At 68.1% G+C, this 22,158-nt stretch carries 17 protein-coding genes; 5 read left to right on the top strand and 12 right to left on the bottom strand.

Going from position 1 to position 22,158, the window contains the following annotated elements:
• Nucleotides 1-6 precede the first annotated feature (6 nt).
• Nucleotides 7-792: an SDR family NAD(P)-dependent oxidoreductase gene (locus CQ042_RS05125; protein WP_105669379.1), complete on the bottom strand. Its 786-nt coding sequence runs from the start codon at nucleotides 790-792 to the stop codon at nucleotides 7-9.
• A 154-nt stretch (nucleotides 793-946) separates the two neighbouring features.
• Between CQ042_RS05125 and CQ042_RS05130 the strand changes: the two genes are divergently transcribed.
• Nucleotides 947-2,398, top strand: a complete 1,452-nt coding sequence (locus CQ042_RS05130) for a hypothetical protein (RefSeq protein ID WP_146115347.1) — start codon at nucleotides 947-949, stop codon at nucleotides 2,396-2,398.
• 31 nt (nucleotides 2,399-2,429) lie between these two features.
• Here CQ042_RS05130 and CQ042_RS05135 read toward each other — a convergent pair whose 3' ends face one another.
• The 6 genes from CQ042_RS05135 to CQ042_RS05160 form a co-directional block, all read right to left on the bottom strand.
• Complete coding sequence (locus tag CQ042_RS05135; protein WP_181157454.1) at nucleotides 2,430-3,860, bottom strand: FGGY-family carbohydrate kinase; 1,431 nt, start codon at nucleotides 3,858-3,860, stop codon at nucleotides 2,430-2,432.
• A 13-nt stretch (nucleotides 3,861-3,873) separates the two neighbouring features.
• Complete coding sequence (locus tag CQ042_RS05140; protein ID WP_219844814.1) at nucleotides 3,874-4,929, bottom strand: 2-hydroxyacid dehydrogenase; 1,056 nt, start codon at nucleotides 4,927-4,929, stop codon at nucleotides 3,874-3,876.
• A gap of 97 nt (nucleotides 4,930-5,026) precedes the next feature.
• On the bottom strand, nucleotides 5,027-6,016 hold the full coding sequence (locus tag CQ042_RS05145) for a sugar ABC transporter substrate-binding protein (protein ID WP_181157455.1): 990 nt from the start codon (nucleotides 6,014-6,016) through the stop codon (nucleotides 5,027-5,029).
• Between the two features lie 45 nt (nucleotides 6,017-6,061).
• On the bottom strand, nucleotides 6,062-7,057 hold the full coding sequence (locus CQ042_RS05150; RefSeq protein ID WP_219844815.1) for an ABC transporter permease: 996 nt from the start codon (nucleotides 7,055-7,057) through the stop codon (nucleotides 6,062-6,064).
• Nucleotides 7,054-8,580: a sugar ABC transporter ATP-binding protein gene (locus CQ042_RS05155; protein ID WP_105669387.1), complete on the bottom strand. Its 1,527-nt coding sequence runs from the start codon at nucleotides 8,578-8,580 to the stop codon at nucleotides 7,054-7,056. The genes CQ042_RS05150 and CQ042_RS05155 overlap by 4 nt, the downstream gene beginning before the upstream one ends.
• A 179-nt stretch (nucleotides 8,581-8,759) precedes the next feature.
• Nucleotides 8,760-9,509: a DeoR/GlpR family DNA-binding transcription regulator gene (locus tag CQ042_RS05160; RefSeq protein WP_181157456.1), complete on the bottom strand. Its 750-nt coding sequence runs from the start codon at nucleotides 9,507-9,509 to the stop codon at nucleotides 8,760-8,762.
• A gap of 104 nt (nucleotides 9,510-9,613) precedes the next feature.
• On the opposite strand from CQ042_RS05160, the gene CQ042_RS05165 reads away from it, so the two are divergent.
• The 3 genes from CQ042_RS05165 (at nucleotide 9,614) to CQ042_RS05175 (ending at nucleotide 14,024) form a co-directional block, all read left to right on the top strand.
• On the top strand, nucleotides 9,614-10,375 hold the full coding sequence (locus CQ042_RS05165; RefSeq protein WP_105669391.1) for a DeoR/GlpR family DNA-binding transcription regulator: 762 nt from the start codon (nucleotides 9,614-9,616) through the stop codon (nucleotides 10,373-10,375).
• 105 nt (nucleotides 10,376-10,480) lie between these two features.
• The gene (locus CQ042_RS05170; RefSeq protein ID WP_105669393.1) at nucleotides 10,481-12,517 is read left to right on the top strand and encodes a bifunctional aldolase/short-chain dehydrogenase; all 2,037 of its coding nucleotides are present in this window, start codon (nucleotides 10,481-10,483) and stop codon (nucleotides 12,515-12,517) included.
• 106 nt (nucleotides 12,518-12,623) lie between these two features.
• Nucleotides 12,624-14,024 carry a rhamnulokinase family protein gene (locus CQ042_RS05175; protein WP_105669607.1) on the top strand — a complete coding sequence of 467 codons (1,401 nt, stop codon included), beginning with the start codon at nucleotides 12,624-12,626 and terminating at the stop codon, nucleotides 14,022-14,024.
• A gap of 80 nt (nucleotides 14,025-14,104) precedes the next feature.
• On the opposite strand, the gene CQ042_RS05180 is transcribed toward CQ042_RS05175, so the two are convergent.
• Nucleotides 14,105-16,390, bottom strand: coding sequence for a glycoside hydrolase family 3 C-terminal domain-containing protein (locus CQ042_RS05180; protein ID WP_105669395.1), 2,286 nt, complete (start codon nucleotides 16,388-16,390; stop codon nucleotides 14,105-14,107).
• A gap of 94 nt (nucleotides 16,391-16,484) precedes the next feature.
• Here CQ042_RS05180 and CQ042_RS05185 point away from each other — a divergent pair, with 94 nt between their 5' ends.
• Nucleotides 16,485-17,063 carry a TetR/AcrR family transcriptional regulator gene (locus CQ042_RS05185; protein WP_105669398.1) on the top strand — a complete coding sequence of 193 codons (579 nt, stop codon included), beginning with the start codon at nucleotides 16,485-16,487 and terminating at the stop codon, nucleotides 17,061-17,063.
• Between the two features lie 15 nt (nucleotides 17,064-17,078).
• Here the strand turns inward: CQ042_RS05185 and CQ042_RS05190 are convergent, their stop codons facing one another.
• The 4 genes from CQ042_RS05190 to CQ042_RS05205 are packed head-to-tail and all read right to left on the bottom strand — an operon-like array spanning nucleotide 17,079 to nucleotide 22,046.
• On the bottom strand, nucleotides 17,079-18,026 hold the full coding sequence (locus CQ042_RS05190; RefSeq protein WP_105669400.1) for a carbohydrate ABC transporter permease: 948 nt from the start codon (nucleotides 18,024-18,026) through the stop codon (nucleotides 17,079-17,081).
• Nucleotides 18,023-18,988 carry a carbohydrate ABC transporter permease gene (locus CQ042_RS05195; protein WP_181157457.1) on the bottom strand — a complete coding sequence of 322 codons (966 nt, stop codon included), beginning with the start codon at nucleotides 18,986-18,988 and terminating at the stop codon, nucleotides 18,023-18,025. Before CQ042_RS05195 ends, CQ042_RS05190 begins: the two co-directional genes overlap by 4 nt.
• A gap of 6 nt (nucleotides 18,989-18,994) precedes the next feature.
• Nucleotides 18,995-20,362: an ABC transporter substrate-binding protein gene (locus CQ042_RS05200; protein ID WP_105669402.1), complete on the bottom strand. Its 1,368-nt coding sequence runs from the start codon at nucleotides 20,360-20,362 to the stop codon at nucleotides 18,995-18,997.
• Between the two features lie 40 nt (nucleotides 20,363-20,402).
• The gene (locus CQ042_RS05205) at nucleotides 20,403-22,046 is read right to left on the bottom strand and encodes a glycoside hydrolase family 13 protein (protein ID WP_105669609.1); all 1,644 of its coding nucleotides are present in this window, start codon (nucleotides 22,044-22,046) and stop codon (nucleotides 20,403-20,405) included.
• Nucleotides 22,047-22,158: the final 112 nt, after the last annotated feature.

Raw genomic sequence — 22,158 nt, forward strand, 5'->3', positions numbered from 1 at the left:
GGCCCCTTACACGCTGGTGTAACCGCCGTCGATGAGGATGCTCTGTCCGACGACGTAGCTCGACCGCTCGCTCGCGAGATACACCAGAAGATCACCGAGTTCTTCGGGCTCACCCATCCGCCCTGCGGGGATGCGCCGCACCCATTCGTCGGCCATCTCGGGGTTCTCCGCCACGAAGTCCCTCGTCATGTCACTGGCGAAGTATCCCGGGGCGATCGCGTTGACCCGGATGCCGTGCGGCCACCACTCGATCGCCGCGCTCTTGGTGAACATGGATACCGCAGCCTTCGAAGTGTTGTAGGCCGCTTGAGTCTGCGGAATGTTCACAGCAAAAGCCGACATCGACGACACGTTGATGAGGCTCGCCGGCTTCCCTCGCGCGGCATCGATGTGCCGACGAGCGAACTCGCGGCTCGGGACGAAAGTGCCCGTGATGTTGACGTCGAGCACTCGTCGCCAGTCCGCAGGTTCGGTATCGAGCAGCGGTGTCCCCAGCGTGATGCCCGCACTGTTGACGAGCACGTCCGCCACCCCGAGATGGTCGGCCACCGTGTGGAAAGCCGCGGCGACGGATGCTTCAGAGGTCACATCCACGCTGACGCCGATGCATCTGCGACCTGACCCGGACTGCAGCGCGTCGGCGGCATCGCCGACCGAATCGAGGCGATCGAGGAGCGCGACGTCAGCTCCGGCGGCCGCGAGGGCTTCGGCCATGGCGTATCCGAGGCCCCTCGCCCCGCCCGTGACGACGGCGACACGGCCGAGAAGAGGTTCAATGGTGGTTCCAGACATGAGGTGAGCCTACCGGTGACGCTCACTTTAGGATATCGACCGCTCATATGAGCGCGCTTGTCCGTGCTCGTCTTTCGGTTCGCTGCGTGCGGAAAACCCTCTCTTCGCCTCAACTCCCCTCGACACCCAGGACACCGAGGCGTACCTTCGGAGCATGTCGGCCCTTCGCCGGTCAACCGTGCGCCGATCGATCTCCGTCGTAGGAGCGACCGCGACGATCGTCGTGGTCGTCATCGTCGGTGCCTCCCCTGCGTCGGCCGCACCAGGGACTCCCGGCGTCATGGGGTCTCCCGCTGTGGTGCTGTACGAGGGTTTCGATGCGCCGACTCCACCCGCGACAGCAGACTTCGTGCAGACGATCGCCGACTACGACGACGGCGTCGCCGCCCCCGTTCCGGGATACGTCGGTCGCAACGGCCAGCAGTACCGGGCGGATCCCGCCTGGAACGGACAGTTCTGCAACGGGCTCATCGTCTCGAGGGATGACGTCGACACCGTTCCCGTGGCGTCACAGGCGGTGGCCTGCCAGCAGAGCGGCTGGAATCAGTCGCGAGACCTGGCCGAGACGCTCGGCCTGTGGGCGGCGGATCCGGACTATCCGTATCCGGCCGTGCCGCGCCCCGCCCCCACGGCGAACCGAGCGGTGAGCTCATACACCCAGGGAGACTCACCTGCCGGCGTGATGGCCGCCACCACTGTGCCGGTGATCGTCGGGCACTACTACACCGCGACGGTCGACGTGGCGCAGGCGAACTGCTGGGCGACGAACCCGGTCGATCTGTCGCTGCAGCTCGACGACGGCGTCTCCCCGCCGGTCGTCCCCTTCCCTGGACCGATCTCCGCGTGCGCACTGCCCGTCCATCAGATCAACGGCGACAACGTGGGAACCTTCAGCGGCGTCACGTCTCTGCTCGCCCGCTCGGCGACCCTCGAACTGTCGCTGCGCAACAATCTGGGTGGGGGCGGCGGCGATGACAACGCCTTCGACAACCTCGCCCTCATCGACACCACTCCGCAGCTCGATGCGGTGATCGCGCCTCCGCCCGACGGCGCGTCCTACGCTGCCGGTCAGACTGCGCGTCTCGTGTTCACGGTCACGAACACGCACTTCGCCGGTGCCCCCACCGTCCCCAGCGGGCCGAAGCCCGGGTGGAACTTCGCTCTCCCCCTCCCCCCGGGCCTGCGGGCCGCCGAACGTCCGAACGTCGAGACGGACTGCCTCGGGGGGACTATCGGCGCGACGGCCTCCGTCGTCGCGGGAAGCGGAAACCTCGATGGCGACGACGCCTCGTGCTCGCTCGCTCTGGACCTCGCCTCCTCAGGAGGTGAGTACACGCTCGATCCAGCCGCATATGCGCTCACCGGCCTCTTGACGCCCGCACCGACCACTGTCAGCTTCGCCGCCATCCCGACACCATTCGCGCCACCCACACCGGCGTCGACGCCGACGCCGACGGGCGGAGGTTCCTTGGCCGCCAGCGGCGCGGAACCACTCCCGTGGATGCTGGCAGGCGCACTGTCACTGGCCCTCGGCGCGGCGCTCATACTGTCGTCGCTCGACGGAGGCCGATACCGCTCCGCGAAGCGACGCCGCACAGAGCCCTGACACCGACGACCGGCCCGGGCCGGAACACGGATCAGGACCGACGGGCCTCGTTGATCGCGACCAGCGACTCGAAGCGTCCGCGTGAGGCGCGGTACGCATCGTGCCGTCGGGGGTCGGGGGTGAACTCGGCCTCGATCTCACCGGAAGCGTGACGCAGGTCGTCGATCGAGGCGATGAGCCCGCAGGCGAGACCGGCGAGCATCGCCGCCCCCTGCGCCGCGCCGTGGCCGCTCGCCGGCCTGATCACGGGGATGCCGAGCACATCCGCCTTGATCTGCAGCCAGGCGTCCGAAGACGCCCCGCCGCCCGTGCTGATGACGTGATCGACCGCGAATCCGACGCGGTGGAGAACCTCGACGTCGCGGGCGAGCGCGAGCGCGTTGCCCTCCATCGCGGCGAGCATCAGATCGGTGCCGTCGGTCGCCAGATCGATGCCCTCGATGATGCCGCGCGCAGCAGGGTTCCACGACGGCGTCCGCTCCCCCGCGAGGCTCGGAACCATCACGAGCCGACCCGGGCGCCTGCGCGCCAGGATCGCGTCGGCCGAGCGGAGGTCGGTGCCGGAATCGAGGCTGTTCACCCAGTCGATGGTCGCGCCGGCGGTGACCTGGGCGGTGATCAGGAGATCGGTGTCCACCGTGCAGTGCCGAGAGTGGATGAATCCCGGCACCGCGGTTCCGCGTGGCACGGCGAGCATCGTCACGCTGGAGAAACCGGTCATGTCGACGAACGGGTCGCCCGCCACGAACGCGCCGGCTTCCAGAGCCGAACCGATCGCGTCGATGCCACCGGCGATGACGGGGGTACCTGCAGGGAGTCCGGTTTCAGCGGCAGCAGCCGCGCTGACCTCGCCGACGATGCTCTGCGCCGTGACGATCGATGGGAGCTTCGCGAGAGCCGGGATGGCCGCGCGCAGCCGGGCGGGGAAGTCGCCGAGGTCTTCGTCGAATCCCTGCATGAGAGAGGCCGTGGTGTCATCCAGCACGGTCTCCCCGGTCAGCATCCGCACCAGGAAGCCGTTGGCGGACAGGACCGCGACCGCCCGCTCCAGCTCTTGCGGCCGGTGCGCGGCGAGCCAGGCGAGCTTGGCCGTGCCGAAGAAGGGATCGGCTCCGTTCCTCGACTCGGGCACGAGCCCGCCGATCATCCGAGCCTCTGCGACGGCGCGACGGTCGAGCCAGGTCAGCGCGGCGCCTGTGGGCCGTCCCCGCTCGTCGACCGGCACGAACGTCGGCGCCTGCGAGGTGACGGCGACCGCCCGCACCTGGAGGCCCGGGAGCACCACCTGGAGCGCGGCGCCGAGGGCGTGCCACCAGTCGAGCGCGTCCTGCTCCGCGCCGGCGCCGTCGGTGTGCGTCGGATAGGGCACGGAGCGATCCGCGAGCCGCCGGCCGGCGAGGTCGGTCGCGACGACCTTGACCGAGCTCGTCCCTGCGTCGATGCCGAGCAGAGCCTCGGTCACTGCCGCGCATCCTTCACAGCAGCGCCGTTCGGGGGCCGTCGACGAGCGGGTGCTTCGCCTGCTCTCCGCGAAGGAAGCGGCGCACCTCTTCGGCGACACCACTCGCCGCACGCACGGCGGTCTCCTGGCTGGCGCCGGCGATGTGCGGGGTGACCACCACGTCCTTGCCCTCGTGAGCGAGGCGGAACAGGGCGTGGTCGAAGTCGACGGGCTCCTCCGGATACACGTCGAAAGCCGCACCACCGAGATGGCCGCCCTCCAGCGAGGCCGCGACGGCGTCGTAGTCGACCAGGCCGCCGCGGGCAGCGTTCACGAGCAGCGCACCCGGCTTCATACGGCCGAGCGTATCCGCATTGACCATATGCGCGGTCTCCGGAGTCAGCCGCGCATGCACCGACACCAGGTCGCTCCGCGTGAAGACCTCGTCGACCGTCTCGACCCGTTCGACACCTTCGCCGAGCGCGCTGTCGGGCAGGTACGGGTCGAACACGATGACCCGGGCGCCCATCGCCGCGAAGGAGTGCGCGACGTGCGAACCGACGGCTCCGGCGCCCAGCAGGCCGATGACGGAGCCGGAGACCTCGCGGCCGACCTCTTCCGAGCGGTAGAGATCGCCGCGCCAGGTGCGGGACATCATGCTCTCGTGCGCCGCGGGAATCCGGCGCATCAGCGCCAGCGCGAGCCCGATCGTCATCTCCGCCGTCGCCACGCCGTTGCGGCCGGGGACGTTCGCCACCTGGATGCCGCGTTCCCTGGCTGCTTCGATGTTCACGTTGGTGGGCCCGCCGCGCGAAACCGCGATGAACCGCAGCTCCGGGAGCGCATCCATCACCCGAGCCGTCATCGGGGCGAGCTGCGTGACGATGGCCGTCGATCCCTGAAGCGCCGCGATCAGCTCCGCCTCGGTTCCCGCGGCCTCATCGACCTCGGCGACCTTCCCGAACGGCACATCCGGCCAGGCGAACTCGATCTCGGGAATCTCGAGAACGCCGGGCAGCGCCCGGTCGAGCTCGGCCCGCAGGAGCGAGGCACGGATGAAGCGGTCGCCCGCGGCGAGCACTCGGATCATGATGGTTGTGGGTCCTTCCGTCCGCGGGTGGACCGCGGTGTGGGTGGCGACGGGATGACCGCCGCCCGCAGCGCGAGGCGCGGGCGGCGGTGGAGGCTCAGCCTCCGAACACCTCGTCGTAGTACTCCTGGGCGTTCGAGCTGTCGATCACGGTGATCGGCATGTACTGGTCCTTCTCGATGTCCTCGCCCGCGAAGAGGTCGAGCGTGATGTCGATCAGCGTCCGGCCATGGGCCTTGCCGCCGCCGAGGCTGACCGTCGACTTCTCGGGGTCGCCGTCGATGATGTTCTGGATCTCGTTCTCGGTCGCGTCGATGCCGAAGAGACCGAACGACGCGTAGTCCGAGATGCCGGAGGACTTGACGCCCTCGTTGCCGCCGACCGCGCCGCCGCCGCCGATGGTGGCGATGACCTTGAGGTTCGGGTTGGCCTGGAGGAAGTTCTCGGCGTTCGCGACGCCGTCCTCCGCGGTGAGCGCCGGCGCGGTCGCGACGAGCTCGGCGTTGGGGGCGAGCTCCGCAATGGCATCCTTGATGCCGTCCGCACGTTCGATGATCTCGGGGAAGCGCGGCAGGTCCATGAGTCCCCACTCGACGGTCTCACCCTCGTCGAAGTTCGCGTTGATCCAGGTGGCCGCAGCCTCGCCGTTGGCGTAGCCGGTGTTGTACGCGTCGACGAGGTACTGGGCGTCGTAGTTCTCGAGCACCTGCGTGTACCCGACCACCTTGATGCCGGCCTCCTGGGCGCGCTTGGTCACGTCGACCAGGGCGTTCGAGTCGACGGCGCAGATGATGATCGTGCTCACACCCTGCTGGATGAAGTTCTCGATCTGCGTCACCTGCTGCGCGGCATCGTTGCGCGCGTCGACGAAGTTCACGGAGAGCCCCTTCTCGGCGCCGTAGTCCTGCGCCTCCTGCACGAGCTCGGCCCAGACCGGGTTGCTGAGGTCCGAGAAGGTGATGCCGACGGAGTCCCCGCCGGCAGCCGGGGCGTCGGAGGACCCACCCGACTCCGGGATGGTGGTGCAGCCGGTGAGCAGCAACGCCACCGTTGCTGCCGCCGCGGCGAGCTTGACGAGCTTCTTCACGATCTGTCCTTTCGTAGTGCTGATGGGATGGTGCAGAGAGGGTGGTCAGGCAGGGACGGCCACGGGCGCCAGCGGCACGCCGCCGATCTGCTTCCGCCGACCGCGGGACTTCTTCGACATCGCGTCGTAGATCACGGCGGCGAGCAGGATGCAGCCCTTGATGACGAGCTGGACGTACTCGCTGACGTTGAGGAGCACGAGGCCGTTGTCGAGCACGCCGACGATCATCACGCCGACGAAGGCGCCGAAGAGACTGCCTCGTCCGCCCATGACGCTGATGCCGCCGAGGACGCAGGCCGTCAGCACGCTGAACTCGAAGCCGGCCCCGGTCGCCGACTGCGCCGAGTTGAGCCGTGAGAGCAACAGCACCGCGCCGATGGAGGTGAAGAATCCGCACAGTGCGTACACGAGGATGATGGTCCTGCGTGTGTTCACGCCTGAGAGTCGCGCCGCCTCGACGTTGTTGCCGATCGCGTAGAAGTAGCGCCCGATGTAGGTCTTGTTCAGGATGAACAGGCCGATGATCCAGACCGCGATGAGGACGTAGACCGAGACGGGGATGCCCAGGATCGCGCCCTGCCCCAGCATCGAGAACTCCGCGGGGAACCCGAAGATCGGCAGGCCCTTGGAGATCAGATAGCTGAGCCCGTTGAGGATCATCATCATCGACAGCGTCACGATCAGCGGGGCGACCCCGGTGAACGTGATGATGATCCCGTTCACGAGACCGACGAGCGTGCCGAGGACCAGAGCGAGCAGGACCGCGAGGAACCACGGGACCCCGAACTGCGCCATGAGCATTCCGGTGACGACGACGTTGAGGGAGATCTGGTAGCCGACCGACAGGTCGATACCGCCCGTGATCAGCACGAAGGAGAATCCGACGGCGACGATCCCGAGGGTGGCGATCTGCCTGGCGATGTTGAGGATGTTCGTGGGGTCGAGGAAGTTCGGCGACATCACGCTGAAGGCGATCACCAGCACGATGAGCACCGCGACGATGCCGAGCTCCTTCACCCGGGGCATGAGTGCAGACTTCATTCGTTCTCTCCTTGCGCAGCCAGGGCCAGGACGGCCTCCTGGGTGATGTCGTGCGATTCGAGGGTTCCCGCCTGAATGCCCTCTCGAAGGACGATCACGCGATCGGACATGCCGATCAGCTCCTCCATGTCGGATGAGATCATGAGGATCGTCTTGCCCGCCTCGGCGAGGCGGTTCATGATCAGGTAGATCTCGGCGCGGGCGCCGACGTCGATCCCGCGGGTGGGCTCGTCGAAGATCAGCACCTCCGGATCCGTCGCGAGCCACTTCGCCAGCACGACCTTCTGCTGGTTGCCGCCGCTGAGGTTCCCGACGATCTCGGCGCCGCTCGGCGCCTTGATGCGCAGGTCGGTCATGTACTCGGCCGCGAGATCGCGCTCCGCTTTGGGCGACACGACGGTTCCGCGCGAGAGGGACTTCTTCAGAAGCGGCAGCGTGATGTTCTGCTGGATCGAGAAGGGGAGGACGAGGCCATGGCGCTTACGGTCCTCCGGGACCAGGGCGATGCGGTTCCTGATCGCCTGGATCGGCGACCGCGAGACCACGGAGCGCCCGTGGAGGGTCACCTCGCCCTCGTCGATGGGTTTCGCACCGAAGAGCACCTCCATCAGCTCCGTCCTTCCGGCGCCGATCAGTCCGGCGAACCCGAGGATCTCGCCGGTGCGCGCCTCGAAGGAGATGTCGCTGACACCGTTGCCGGAGACCCGGGAGACCTTCAACGACACCTCGCCGGGCGCGGTGGTGCGCTCGGGGTAGCCCTCCGCCAGTTCGCGACCGACCATGAGACTGATCAGCTCGCGGCGGGTGGTCTCCGAGGTGACGCGGGTCGCGATGTACTTGCCGTCGCGGAGGACCGACACGCGGTCGGCGAGGCGGAAGATCTCCTCCATGCGATGCGAGATGTAGACGATCGTCATGCCCTCGGCACGCAGCGCGTCGACGACGCGGTACATGGCCTCGACCTCGCTCGCGGTGAGCGGCGCAGACGGCTCGTCCATGATGAGCAACCGGGCATTGCGCGAGAGCGCCTTGGCGATCTCGACGATCTGCTGGTACCCCGTGGTCAGCGTCTCGACGAGGGCACGCGGGTCGATCCGCACGCCGAGCCGGGCGAACAGCTGGGCGGCCTGGGCATTCATCCGCTTGCGATCGAGGACCGGGCCGCGGCAGATGTAGTGACCGAGGAACACGTTCTCGGCGGCGTTGAGCGTCGGCACCAGTGTGAATTCCTGGTAGATCACCGCGATCCCGAGATCCTGCGCCAGCGCGGGGGTGAGCTTGTCGTAGGTCTCGCCGTCGACGGTGATCGTGCCGCTCGTGGCCTCCACCGCCCCGGAGAGCACCTTGATGAGCGTCGACTTCCCTGCGCCGTTCTCGCCGACGATCGCGTGGACCTCGCCGGGCCGCAGATCGAGGGACACTCCTGCGAGCGCCTGTACGCCCGGGTACTGCTTCGTGATCTCCGACACCGTCACGTCGATGCGGGTGGCGGGAGCCGACGTCGTCTCGGCGGCGGAGCTCATCGGCGTCTCGCGCTGAGTGCGAGCGCTGTCGCTGTGGTGGGGCGCCTGATCATCAGGAACACACTCCTTCGTGGCTGTTCGTTCGATCAGAATGTCAGAACGTGTTAGATCCTGTCAACTCATGTTCGTAAAAGTGGGTGCGCAGACAGGCCCCACCGCCAAGGCGCCTGGACGGCGCTTCAGAGAACGGTCGGCAGGTGACGCGCGTAAGCGGCGAGCTCGGCAGCCTCTGGCGCGAGCTCGGTCGCCAGAACGGCGACGCGATCCACAGGAACCGACGCGGCCGTGGCCGTGGCATCGAGCTTCTCGACGTGGACGCCGATCACGACGTGCGCGGATGACCGCGCGAACGCCCTCTTGAGCTCGGCCTCCTCGAGGGTGTCCTCATAGCAGGAACGCTCATCCACCGCCGCAGCCGAGGCGAAGAAGCTCGAGAACCGCATGCTCTCCAGGAACGCCGTCGCCACCGGTCCGACGAGGGAATCCGACCGCCTGTCCGCCGCACCACCGGTGAGGATGGCCGTCACGCCAGGCCGGTCCTGCAGCACGTGGAAAGTGGACAGACCGTTGGTCACGACCGTGAGGTCATCACTCGCGAGGATCATCTGCGCCAAGCGGTTCATCGTGGTCGACGAGTCCATCGCGATCACCCCACTCGACGGGACCAGCGGAAGCAGCTTCGTGGCGATCAGCGCCTTCTCCTCGGCGTGCGACCGCTCGCGCCCCTGAAAGCTCACCGGGCCGCTGTACACGGCGCCACCCCGCACGCGCCGGGCGATCCCCCGCTCCTCCATCGCCGTGAAATCGCGGCGGACGGTCATCTCGCTCACGCCGAGGGATTGCGCGGCATCACTGAGCGAGATCGCCTTGGATTCCTTGAGGCGGGCGATCAGCCAGTTCCAGCGCTCTTCAGCGGCGAGAGAGTTCACGTCACCCATCCTAGGAAGAACGCACACGTTCTGACAGATTCGATCATGCGCGACGGCACCACCGACCGCCTGCCCGGCCCACGAGCACGGGATAGATTCCTCCCATGGCACTTTCCGGCAATCTCGAGGCGCAACGGCGTCGAGACGAACTCGTCGAACTCGCGAACGGCCCGCAGGGCGTCATGATCGAGGCGGCGGCCGAACTCTTCTCCGTGTCGTCCATGACGATCCGACGCGACCTGCTCGAACTGGAGGCCGAAGGCCGGGTGCGACGCGTTCGAGGCGGAGCGGCGGCCGCGCCGCGGGCACGCCCGTTCGACGCACGCCGGGCGATCCGGGCGAGCGCGAAGCGCGCGATCGCCGAGAAGGCGCTGCGACTCGTGCCCGATCGGGGGAGCATCGCGCTCGACGCCTCCTCCACCGTCAACATGCTCGCCTCGACGATCGGGCCGCGCGCCGGGCTCGCGGCCTACACCAACTCCTTCGAGTCGTTCCAACTGCTGCATCCACTCGACGGCGTGACGGCGGTGATCTCCGGCGGAACCGCCGAGCCCACGACGGGGAGCCTCGTCGGCCCGATCGCCCGCCGGAGCATGCGATCGGTGTATTTCGACATCTTCTTCTCCTCGGCCGATGCCCTCGACAGCGCCGACGGCACCTCCGAGGTGTCGGTGGAGGAGGCAGAGCTGAAGCAGGCGATGGCCGGCAACGCGGGCACGACAGTCGTGTGTGTCGACTCCAGCAAGCTCGAGCGCCGATCCGTCGCCCGCGCGCTCGAACGCGACGAGATCTCGGTGTTGATCACGGAACTCGATCCCGCCGACGAGCGGCTGGACGCCTTCCGGGAGACCACCGACATCCTCTGACTCCTTCCCGCGACCTTCCCCGCGACGTCGGTTCATGTTATCTTTCACATGAAGTAACAGCACTAGTGCACACGGTCGTGTGCGCCGCCCCTGTCTTGGAGAGTCATGACCAACGCCACCGCCGCCGCCCTCATCGCCCGGTCGAACCGCCTCGGCGCCGACCCGAAGAACACCAACTACGCCGGCGGGAACACCTCCGCCAAGGGCACGGAGACCGATCCCGTGACAGGTCAACCCGTCGAGCTGATGTGGGTCAAGGGCTCGGGCGGCGACCTGGGCACCCTCCAGGAGGGCGGCCTGGCCGTGCTGCGCCTCGACCGCATGCGCGCGCTCGTCGACGTCTACCCCGGCCTCGACCGTGAAGACGAGATGGTCGCGGCCTTCGATTACTGCCTGCACGGCAAGGGCGGCGCCGCCCCCTCGATCGACACTGCGATGCACGGCCTCGTCGACGCCGCGCACGTCGACCACCTGCACCCCGACTCCGGCATCGCGATCGCCACCGCCGCCGACGGTGAAGCGCTGACCACGAAGATCTTCGGCGAGAAGGTCGTCTGGGTGCCGTGGCGTCGTCCCGGATTCCAGCTCGGACTCGACATCGCCGAGATCAAGAAGCAGAACCCGCAGGCGATCGGCTGCATCCTCGGCGGGCACGGCATCACGGCCTGGGCGGACACCTCCGAGGAAGCCGAGGCGAACTCCCTCTGGATCATCGACACCGCGGCCGCGTACATCGCCGAGCATGGCAAGGCCGATCCGTTCGGTGGCGTCCGCTCCGGCTTCGAAGCCCTCCCCACGGCAGAGCGCCGTGAGCGCGCAGCAGCCCTCGCCGGCACCATCCGCGGCATCGCCTCGACCGACAAGCCGATGGTCGGACACTTCACCGATGCCGACGTGGTCCTCGACTTCCTGGCATCCGAGCAGGCTCCAGCCCTGGCAGCGCTCGGCACCAGCTGCCCGGATCACTTCCTGCGCACCAAGGTCAAGCCGCTCATCCTCGACCTGCCCGCCACGGCCTCCCTCGACGAGCAGATCGCGCGTCTGCACGAGCTGCACGAGCAGTACCGCGCCGACTACCAGGCCTACTACGACGCGCACGCGACGGCCGACTCCCCCGCGATCCGCGGCGCCGACCCGCTCATCGTGCTGGTCCCCGGTGTGGGCATGTTCTCCTACGGCGCCAACAAGCAGACCGCCCGCGTCGCCGGCGAGTTCTACGTGAACGCGATCAACGTGATGCATGGCGCCGAAGCGCTCTCGACCTATTCGCCGATCTCGGATGCCGAGAAGTTCCGCATCGAGTACTGGGCGCTGGAGGAGGCCAAGCTGCAGCGCATGCCGAAGCCGAAGTCGCACCAGGGCCGCATCGCCTTCGTCACGGGCGCCGCCTCGGGCATCGGCAAGGCCATCGCCACCCGCCTCGCCGCCGAGGGCGCCTGCGTCGTGATCGCCGATCTCGACCTCGAGAAGGCGCAGGCCGCAGCTGCCGAGCTCGGCAACACCGATGTCGCGATCGGGATCGCCGCCAACGTGGCCGATGCCGATGCCGTCCAGGCCGCACTGAACGAGGCCGTGCTCGCCTTCGGCGGCGTCGACCTGGTCGTCAACAACGCCGGCCTCTCGCTCTCGAAGCCGCTGCTGGAGACCACCGAGAAGGACTGGGATCTGCAGCACGACGTGATGGCCAAGGGCTCGTTCCTCGTGTCGAAGGCCGCCGCCCGCGTGCTCATCGACCAGAAGCTCGGCGGCGACATCATCTACATCTCGTCGAAGAACTCGGTCTTCGCCGGCCCCAACAACATTGCCTACTCCGCCACCAAGGCCGACCAGGCCCACCAGGTGCGGCTGCTCGCGGTCGAGCTCGGCGAGTACGGTATCCGTGTGAACGGCATCAACCCCGACGGCGTGGTCCGCGGCTCCGGCATCTTCGCGTCGGGCTGGGGTGCGAACCGTGCCGCGACCTACGGCGTCGCCGAAGAGGACCTCGGCCAGTACTACGCGAATCGCACGATCCTCAAGCGCGAGGTCGTCCCCGAGAACGTGGCGGACGCGGTGTACGTGCTGACCGGTCCTGAGCTCAGCCGCACCACGGGTCTGCACATCCCGGTCGACTCCGGCGTCGCCGCGGCGTTCCTGCGATGAGCGCGGTCCGCCGAGTGCACGGCTCCCTGTCGAACGCACGGCTTGTTCACGTCACGAAGCCGTGCACTCGGGCGGATGGCGTGCACTCGGCGTGTGGCGGCGACCGGTGACCATCCGGGCGGTCGCGGCCGTCGATCTCGGCGCGACCAGCGGCCGTGTGATGATCGGGCGAATCGGCGAAGGACGACTCGACCTCGAACTCGTGTCGCGCTTCCCGAACGGTCCCGTCGAACGCGAGGACGGCCTGCACTGGGACTTCACGGCTCTGTACGAGCATGTCCTCGATGGGCTTTCCGAAGCCGTGCGCCGCGAACCGGGCATCGAGAGCATCGGCGTCGACTCCTGGGCTGTCGACTACGGCCTCCTGAAGGACGGCGGGCTTCTCGCCGAGCCGTTCCACTACCGCGACGAGCGCACGACGCGGGGCGTCGACGAGGTGCACGCGATCATCCCGTTCGCTGAGCTCTATCGGCGCAACGGCCTGCAGTTCCTGCCCTTCAACACGCTGTACCAGTACCGCGTCGACGAACGTCTCGACCATGCCGACACCGCGCTCCTCATCCCCGACCTCATCGCCTTCCTGCTCACCGGATCCGCCGTGGCCGAGCGCACGAACGCCTCCACCACCGGTCTGCTCGGTGTCACGGACGGCGACTGGGACACGCGGCTGGCAGACCGGCTGGGCATCCCGTCGAGAATCCTGCCGCCGCTGGTCGATCCGGGAACGACCATCGGCATCCTGCGCCCGGAACTGGTCGCACGGGTCGGCAAGATCCTGCCGGTGATCGCGGTCGGCTCGCACGACACGGCCTCCGCCGTCGTCGCAGCACCCCTCTCGACCCCGCACTCCGCGTACATCTCGTGCGGCACCTGGGGCCTGGTCGGGGTGGAGCTGACCGAGCCGGTGCTGTCGGATGCCGCGCGCGAGGCGAACTTCACGCACGAGCTCGGAGTCGACGGCCGCTACCGGTTCCTGCACAACGTCACGGGACTCTGGCTGCTCAGCGAGACCGTGCGGGCGTGGGAGTCCGACGACGGGGAGAGCATCGATCTGCCGGCGCTGCTGTCCGCAGCATCCGAGGTCACCGGTGAGGTGCCGATCTTCGACGCCGACGATCCGACACTCAGCGCGCCGGGGAACATGCCGTCGCGGATCGCCGCGCTCGTCGGCGGCACGGCACCGACCGCGAGGCCCGCGTTCGCGCGGACCATCGTCGAGTCGATCGCCGCGGCCTTCGCCCGCGCGGTCCAGACGGCTGCCGACCTGTCGGGGCGCGAGCTCGACAGCATCCATCTCGTCGGAGGCGGGTCGCTCAACCGCCTGCTCTGCCAGGCCACGGCCGACCGTACCGGCCTTCCGGTGCTCGCCGGCCCGGTCGAGGCGACCGCGCTGGGCAACGTCCTCGTCCAGGCTCGTGCGCTCGGCGCTGCTCCGTCGACACTGGAAGGCCTCCGCACGCTCGTGGCTGAGATGCACGCGCCAACGCGTTTCGATCCCCGCGGCTGACCGCGCCTCCCGACGAAGCCCCCTCTCCGTCTGCAGCGGGGAGGGGGATTCGTCGGTCCGAGGCGACCGGGCGTTCGCGCTCAGTCTGCTGAGGGACCGCCCGCGTTCGCTGCGGCGATCAACTGCTCGATCTGCTCGAAGGAGACCGGGAGTCCGGGGAATCCGGCGAGCCGACCGATCGGGAAGGAGGCCATCATCTTCTGCATCGCCTCGTCGTTGGGCATCATCGAGGCGGCAGCAGCGTCGCCGTCGAGCCCGCCCATCAGGCCGCCGAGCGCCTGCTGCACGATGGGGCCGGCGATCGGGTGCGCGATCAGGTCGCCGATCGAGGAGTTCATCGTCAGCTCCTGGTGCACCTCATCCCCCGAGACCTCCACCGAGACGGTCGACCGGATGTCACGGCTGGAAGCGGCGACGTCGACCGTGTAAGACCCACCCTCGACCACCCAGCGGTCGACGCGGATGTCCCAGTAGGCGAGGTCCTCACGCCGCACGACGAGCTCGACCGCGCGGGTCTCTCCCGCGGCGAGCGCGACCGAGGCGAACGCCTTGAGTTCGCGGGGTGCGCGCTGCACGATCGACGTCGTCGGGGCGACGTAGACCTGCACGACCTCGCGGCCGTCACGGTCACCGGTGTTGGTGACGTCGACTCGCACGACGATGTCGCCGTCTGCTCCGACCGCTGCCGTCGCGGTGCCGTACTCGAACGTCGTGTACGAGAGTCCGTGACCGAACGGGAAGGTCACGTCGAGATCCTTCGCGTCGTACCAGCGGTAGCCGACCAGCAGGCCCTCGCCGTAGCGCACATGGCCGAACTCGCCGGGGAAGTTGCCGAAGGAGGGGTTGTCCTCGAGTCGCACCGGCACGGTCTCGGTGAGCTTGCCCGAGGGGTTCACTGCGCCGTAGAGCACGTCGGCGACAGCACTGCCTCCGGCCTGGCCCAGCAGCCAGCTCTCGACGATCGCGGGCACGCGGTCGGCGAAGGGCAGGGCGACGACACCGCCGTTGGACAGGACGACCACCACGCGAGGGTTCACCTCGAGCACGGCATCGAGCACGACCAGCTGCTCGGCCGGGAGGTCGATGTGGTCGCGGTCGAAACCCTCAGACTCCTCCGCGGCCGGAAGGCCAAGGAACAGCACGGCCACGTCCGCCGCACCTGCGACGCCGACGGCTTCCGCCCGCAGGTCAGAGGCGGTGCGACCGGAGGTCGCGATGGTGCCGCCTTCGACCCCGAAGCCTGCCGCGTAGGAGACGTTGTCGCCGCCGACTGCCCGTAGTTCATCGAGGGCCTTGTCGACACGCGTGGGGTTGATCAGCGACGAGCCTGCACCCTGGAACCGCGGTTCGGTCGCAAAGGCACCGATCACGGCGACCTTCTGGTCGGCGGCGAGCGGCAGCAGTGCGCCCTCGTTCTTCAGCAGCACGATCGAGCGACCGGCCGCCTCACGGGCAAGTGCGTGGTGCGCCTCGACGTCGAGCGGGCCTGCCACAGCAGGACGCTCACCGGCCTTGCGCACGAGGTCGAGGGCGCGGGCTGCCGCGGTGTCGAGCACACTCTCCGCGAGCTCCCCCGCCCGCACGGCTGCGACGAGCTGGGCATCCGTCCGCCCACCCGATGCGGGCATCTCCAGGTCGAGTCCGGCAGCGACTCCGACGACACGGTCGTTCACCGCGCCCCAGTCCGACACGACGAGGCCGTCGAAGCCCCAGTCGTCGCGCAGCACGCTGGTCAGCAGCCACGGGTCTTCCGAGGTCCAGACGCCGTTGAGCTTGTTGTACGAGCACATGACGGTCCACGGCGCCGCGTCCTTCACGACGCGCTCGAATCCGCGCAGGTAGATCTCGCGCAGCGGGCGCGGGTCCAGGTCCGAGCTCGCACGCATGCGGTCGAACTCCTGGTTGTTGGCGGCGAAGTGCTTGAGCGAGGTGCCGACGCCCTTCGACTGGATGCCACGGACCGAGGCGGCTCCGAGGATGCCGGACACGATCGGGTCTTCCGAGAAGTACTCGAAGTTGCGTCCGCACAGCGGCGAGCGCTTGATGTTGATGCCGGGGCCGAGCACGACGGCGACGTCCTCGATCGCGGCCTCGACCCCGATCGCGGCACCCACGCGCTCGATGAGCTCCGGGTCGAAGGAGGAGCCGATGCCGACCGCGGGCGGGAAGCAGGTGGCGGGGACGCTGCTGGCGAGACCGAGGTGGTCGGTGGCTCCGGACTGCTTGCGCAGGCCGTGCGGGCCGTCGGTCATCATCATCGATGGGATGCCCACGCGATCGATGGCCTTGGTGGTCCAGAAGTCCGCACCGCTGGTGAGCGACGCCTTCTCCTCGAGAGTGAGGTCGGAAGCCGAGTTCTCGGGCATTGTTTTCCTTTCGCGGGCGACGTCGATGTCCTTGCGAAAACCATATGCCCTTCAGTATTAGATTTCAAACGGCATTCAGGATTAGGGTCGAAGCATGGCAACACGAGGTTCGTATGCGAAGGGCGTGGCGCGACGCGAGGAGATCCTCGAGAGCGCCCTCGACGTGATCGGACGCAAGGGATATCAGAACGCCTCGCTCAAGGAGATCGCCGAAGTCGTCGGCGTCACCCCTGCCGCCCTCCTGCACTACTTCGGCTCGAAGGAGGAGCTCTTCACGGAGGTGCTCCGCAAACGCGATGAGCACGACGGTCTCGACCCGGCCCGGCTCAGCGCCGACGAGGCGAGGACGGCATTCCTCGATGTCATCCGCCACAACACCGAGGTCCCGGGACTCGTCACCCTGTTCTCGCGACTCTCGGTGGATGCCGCCGACCCGGAGCATCCGGCCCATTCGTACTTCCTGGACCGCAGCGCGCGTCTGCGCGAGTCCATCGTCGACAACTTCGGCGCCGAGGACCGTCGCTCCACGCTCGACCCCGACACCCTCGCCCGCGTGATCCAGGCCACGTCGGACGGGCTCCAGCTGCAGTGGATGATCGACCCGACCGTCGACATGCCCGGCATCATGGCGGCTCTCATCGACGCCCTGCATCCGCCGACATCACCGGCCTGAGTTCGCCGAGGCGAACTACCCCTTCACCGCACCCCCGAGCCCGGCCGAGCGCAGGAACACCGACTGGAAGATCAGGAACATCGCGATCGGGATCAGGGTCGCGATCGCGAGAGCTGCGAGGAACACGTCGAGCTCGGTCTGCGACTGCACGGCGGGGAGCCGTACCGACAGCGGCTGCACCGCGGGATCGGGCAGCACCAGCATCGGCCACAGGTAGTCCTTCCACGCCGCGATGATCGCGAACACCGAGACCACGCCGAGGATCGGCTTCGACATCGGCAGCACGATCGACCAGAACAGTCGGAAGGGACCAGCTCCATCGGTGCGCGCCGCCTCGAAGACCTCACGGGGCAGGCTGTCGAAGAACCGCTTGACCAGCAGGATGTTGAAGGCGTTCGCTCCCATCGGCAACCAGACGGCGAGGTAGTTGTTGAGCAGGCTCACGTCTCCGAGCAGGGGCGGATGCACGATCGTGAGATACAGCGGCACCAGCAGCACGATCCCGGGGATGAACAGCGTCGCCAGCACCAGGGCGTTCAGGATCGGCGCGTACGTCGGACGCAGCACCGAGAGCGCGTAGCCCGCGGTCGTGGCGATGAACAGCTGCACGAACCAGGCACCGAGCGCGATGATCACCGTGTTGAAGAAGTACTGGTCGATGTGGATGTCGTTCCACGCGGTCGACAGGTTCTCCCAGTCGATCCCGTTCGGCCACAGCGCGAACGGCTGCTGCAGGGTGTCCTGCGTGGGTGTGATCGCCGACTTCGCCAGCCACAGGATCGGACCGAGACCGGCGACGACCAGCCCGACGGCGAGGAACACATGGGTGACCGACATCCCGACGCGGATTCCGGGGCGCCGGCGTTCGGAGTCGGAGATGACGGTGCGATCCCCCACGCGGTCGGCGGCCTTCTCCGCCGCCTTCTCCGCGGCGCGAGTCGAGAGGCGGGTCGTGAGGCTCACGTCGTGCTCCAACGGTCGGTCAGCTTGAAGTACAGCCAGGAGAGGACGGCGAGGACGATCGCGAGCAGCACCGAGACCGCCGTCGCCTCGCCGTAGTCGCCGCCCAGGCTGTTCCGGAAGGCCTTGTCGTAGATGTACAGCAGCACGGTCTTGGTCGCCCCGGCAGGCCCGCCGCCGGTGAACAGGAACGGTTCGAGGAACACCTGCGCGGTCGCGATCACCTGCAGGATCAGCATGATGAAGAGGATGCCGCGCAGCTGCGGCAGCGTGACGTGCCAGATCTTCTTCCAGATTCCGGCGCCGTCGACCTCCGCGGCGTCGTACAGTTCGGGCGGCACCCCGAGGAGCGCGGCGAGGTAGATGATGATCGACCCGCCGGCTCCTGCCCAGGTGGCTTCGAGCACGAGCGAGGGCATCGCCTGCACGGCGTCCTGGATCCAGGGCTGCGGGGGGATGCCCACGAACCCGAGCACGGTGTTGAACACACCGGAAGGATCGGCGCTGTAGAAGAACTTCCACAGCAGCACCGCCACGACGGGCGGGATCACGACGGGGAGATACGCGAGCGCCGAATAGATGCCCTTGCCCCGCCGGACCTCGCTCATCAGCACGGCCATCAGCAGCGGCAGCGGGAACCCGAAGAGCAGGGCGAGCACGGCGAACCACAGCGTGTTGATCACGGCACGGCCGAGCTCGGGGTCGCCGATCACGGCGAGGTAGTTGTCGAATCCGACCCACTCGGAGACGATCAGGTTGGTCTTCTGCAGGCTCATGATCACGGACTGCACGATCGGCGACCAGGAGAAGAACACGAAGACGAACAGCATCGGAAGCACGAACAGGAGGTTCGCGAGCCCGCCGCCGCGGAACCAGGTGAGTGGTGAGCGGCGGCGGGAACGGCGCACAGCGGGCGGCGGAGAGTCCTCCACCGCCGCCCGCTGCTCGGAGAGCGTCATCGTCATGAAGCGTTACTCGTCGAGCTTCGCCTGCGCATCGGTCTGCACCTGAGCGAGCAGAGCGTCGATGTCGGCGTTCTGGTCGGTCAGCACGGTCTGCACCACGGTGTCGAGAAGGGCGTAGACCTCCTGCGTCTTCACCTTCGGCTCCCCCACCGGCGTCTGGTCCCAGATGCGGTCGCTGAACGGTGCCATCTGATCGACGGGCACGTTGATGTAGTCGGCGATCCACTCCTGCGACTCGTCGTAGATCTCGCGGCTGAGCACCGGCAGCAGCGGGGTGCCCACGGCCTGACCCGACTCGTCGAGGGTCTTGGCGTCGAGCACCGCCGCGTCCTTGTCCATCAGCTTCTGCATGTAGTACCAGTCGATCCAGGTGACGGCAGCAGCCTTGGTGGTCTCGTCTACCGTGGGACTGATCACCGCGATGTCACCGCCGCCGAGCGTGCCGGGGTCGTTGCCCTCCATCGGCACGACCGTCATGCCGTAGATCTCCGAGTCCATGCCGAAGTCGCGCACGAGTGCCGTGTAGATGTCGGAGCCCGAGGTGTACATGCCGATGTTGCCGGCGGCGAACTCCTGGTTGATCGTTCCCCAGTCGAGATCGACCTTCGACCCGAAGGCGTTGTCCTCCCACTTCACGTCGTGCAGGAACTGCAGCGCCGCCTTGGTGGCGTCGTTGTCGATCGTCGACTCCGCCGAGCCGTCGCCGGCATCGGTCTGTGTGCGGCCGCCGCGAGCGACGGTCTGCGAGGTGAGCTGCCACCCGCCGGTGTTGTTGATCGCCATCTGCGCGTAGCCGGCCTTGCCCGTGGCATCCGTGATCGCCTTCGCGGCCTCGCGGATCTCGTCCCACGTCTCCGGCGGGTTGTCCGGGTCGAGCCCGGCCTGTTCGAAGAGATCGCGGTTGTAGTGCAGGGCAGCGGCGTACGCCTGACGCGGGAATCCGTAGATCTTGCCGTCGGCGCCGGTGACGCCGTCGAGGATGATGGGATTGAACTTGTCGGTGTAGCCGAGCTTCTCGATCGCCTCCGTCACGTCGGTCAGCTGCCCGTTTTCAAGCAGGGTCTTCGAGTCGGTGAAGGGCACCGTGAACACGTCGGGCAGGCTGCCGCCGGCGAGCTGCACGGCGAAGGTGGGGCCTTCCCATTCGTACTCGACGCCGATGATGTCGATGTCGGGATGCTCTTTCTCGAACTGCTTCTCCTGTGCGGCGAACGCGTCGTATGCCGCGGCATCGGCGCCCGGCGGGAACGTCGCGACGCGGAGCTCGGTCTTGCCGTCGGCGCTGTCACCGCCGCTCGACGTGCAGCCGGCGAGCGCGCCGACCGTCGCGAGCACGGCGACGCCGGCGAGCAGGACTTTCGTTGGTGACTTCATTGTCTGTCCTTCCATGTGGTGCTGATCGGGTGGTGCAGGGCTACTTCGGCGCCGGGTGCGAGCGCGGAAGGACGGCTCGGAGGGCGAGCCAGGCTGTGGAGTCCGGAGGCAGTACACCGTCGAGCGGCGCACTGGCGAGAAGCACCTCGTGGTGCGCCGGCAGCGGCACGGGCACGGCCCCGAGGTTGGAGACGCTGAGGGTGCCGTCGCCTCGGCGGAAAGCGAGGACGTCCGCACCGAGCTCGAGCCACTCCAGGTCGCTGCCGACGAGGTCGCCGATGCGACGGCGCAGCGCGATCGCCGCGCGGTACAGGTTGAGGGTCGAATCGGGGTCTGCGTCCTGTGCCTCGACCGTGAGCGCCCCCCAGTCCTCGGGCTGCGGAAGCCAGGGGGCGCCGCCGAAGCCGTACGGGGCCGCCTCGCCCTTCCAGGGCAGCGGCACACGACATCCGTCCCGCCCGGGATCGATCCCCCCGGAGCGGAAGTGCATGGGGTCCTCGATCGCATCCAGGGGCAACTCCACCTCCGGAAGACCGAGCTCGTCGCCCTGGTAGATGTAGAGGCTGCCCGGCAGTGCCGCCACGAGCAGCGCCGCGGCGCGAGCACGGCGGGCTCCACGTGCCGCATCCGTCGCCGTGCCGAACCGCTTGCGCTCGAAGGCGAACGAGGAATCCGCCTGGCCGTATCGGGTGACCGGGCGGGTGATGTCGTGGTTCGAGAGCACCCACGTCGCGGGCGCTCCCACCGGTGCGTGCTCGGCGAGCGTGCGGGTGATCGAATCGCGCATGGCCTGTGCGCTCCACGGCTGCGTCATGAACCCGAAGTTGAACGCGGTGTGCATCTCCCCGGGACGCAGGTACCGGGCGAAACGCTCGGCGTCGTCGAGCCACACCTCGCCGACGAGAACCCGCTCACCGTCGTACTCGTCCGCGACGGCGCGCCAGCCGCGGTAGATGTCGTGCAACTCGTCGCGGTCGATGTGCGGGTGGTCGACTGCGGGAGCAGTTCCCGGCGGGAGGTCGGGAAGCGCCGGGTCCTTGACCGGGAGCGCGGCGGAGTCGATGCGCACACCCGCGACCCCACGATCGAACCAGAACCGCAGGACGTCTTCGTGCTCGCGGCGCACGTCGGGGTGGTTCCAGTTCAAGTCGGGCTGCTCCGGGGTGAACAGGTGCAGATACCACTCGCCGTCGGTGCCGTCGGGGTTCCGCGTGCGCGACCACGTCTCACCCTGAAAGCTCGAGACCCAGTTGGTCGGGATGCCGGCACCGTGCTCGCCCCGGCCACGATGGAACCAGAAGCGCTCGCGCTCGGGGCTACCCGGTCCTGCCGCCAGCGCCTGCTGGAACCACTCGTGCTGATCCGAGATGTGATTGGGGACGATGTCGACGATCGTGCGGATGCCGAGCGCGAGGGCCTCGGCGATCAGCAGTTCCGCCTCCTCGAGCGTGCCGAAGCGCGGATCGATCTGCCGGTAGTCCTGCACGTCGTAGCCGCCGTCGGCCAGCGGACTCCGGTACCACGGCGTGAACCAGAGCGCGTCGACGCCGAGGCTCTTCAGGTAGGGGAGGCGGGAGCGCACGCCGGTCAGGTCCCCGACCCCGTCACCATTGCCGTCCGCGAAGCTGCGCACGTACACCTGGTAGATGACGGCCGTGCGCCACCATCCCTCGCCCGCCGGCATCGTCAGGGGATCGGCGGGCGCAGTGCCCGGCAGAACTTCGGTGTCCACAGAACTCCTCGTCGTCGGTGGCGATGAGTTGAATGTAGCTTTTCCCGGCGTATCGCGCAAGAAC

The organism is Microbacterium sp. MYb62, assembly GCF_002979475.1.
Classification (GTDB): Bacteria; Actinomycetota; Actinomycetes; order Actinomycetales; family Microbacteriaceae; genus Microbacterium.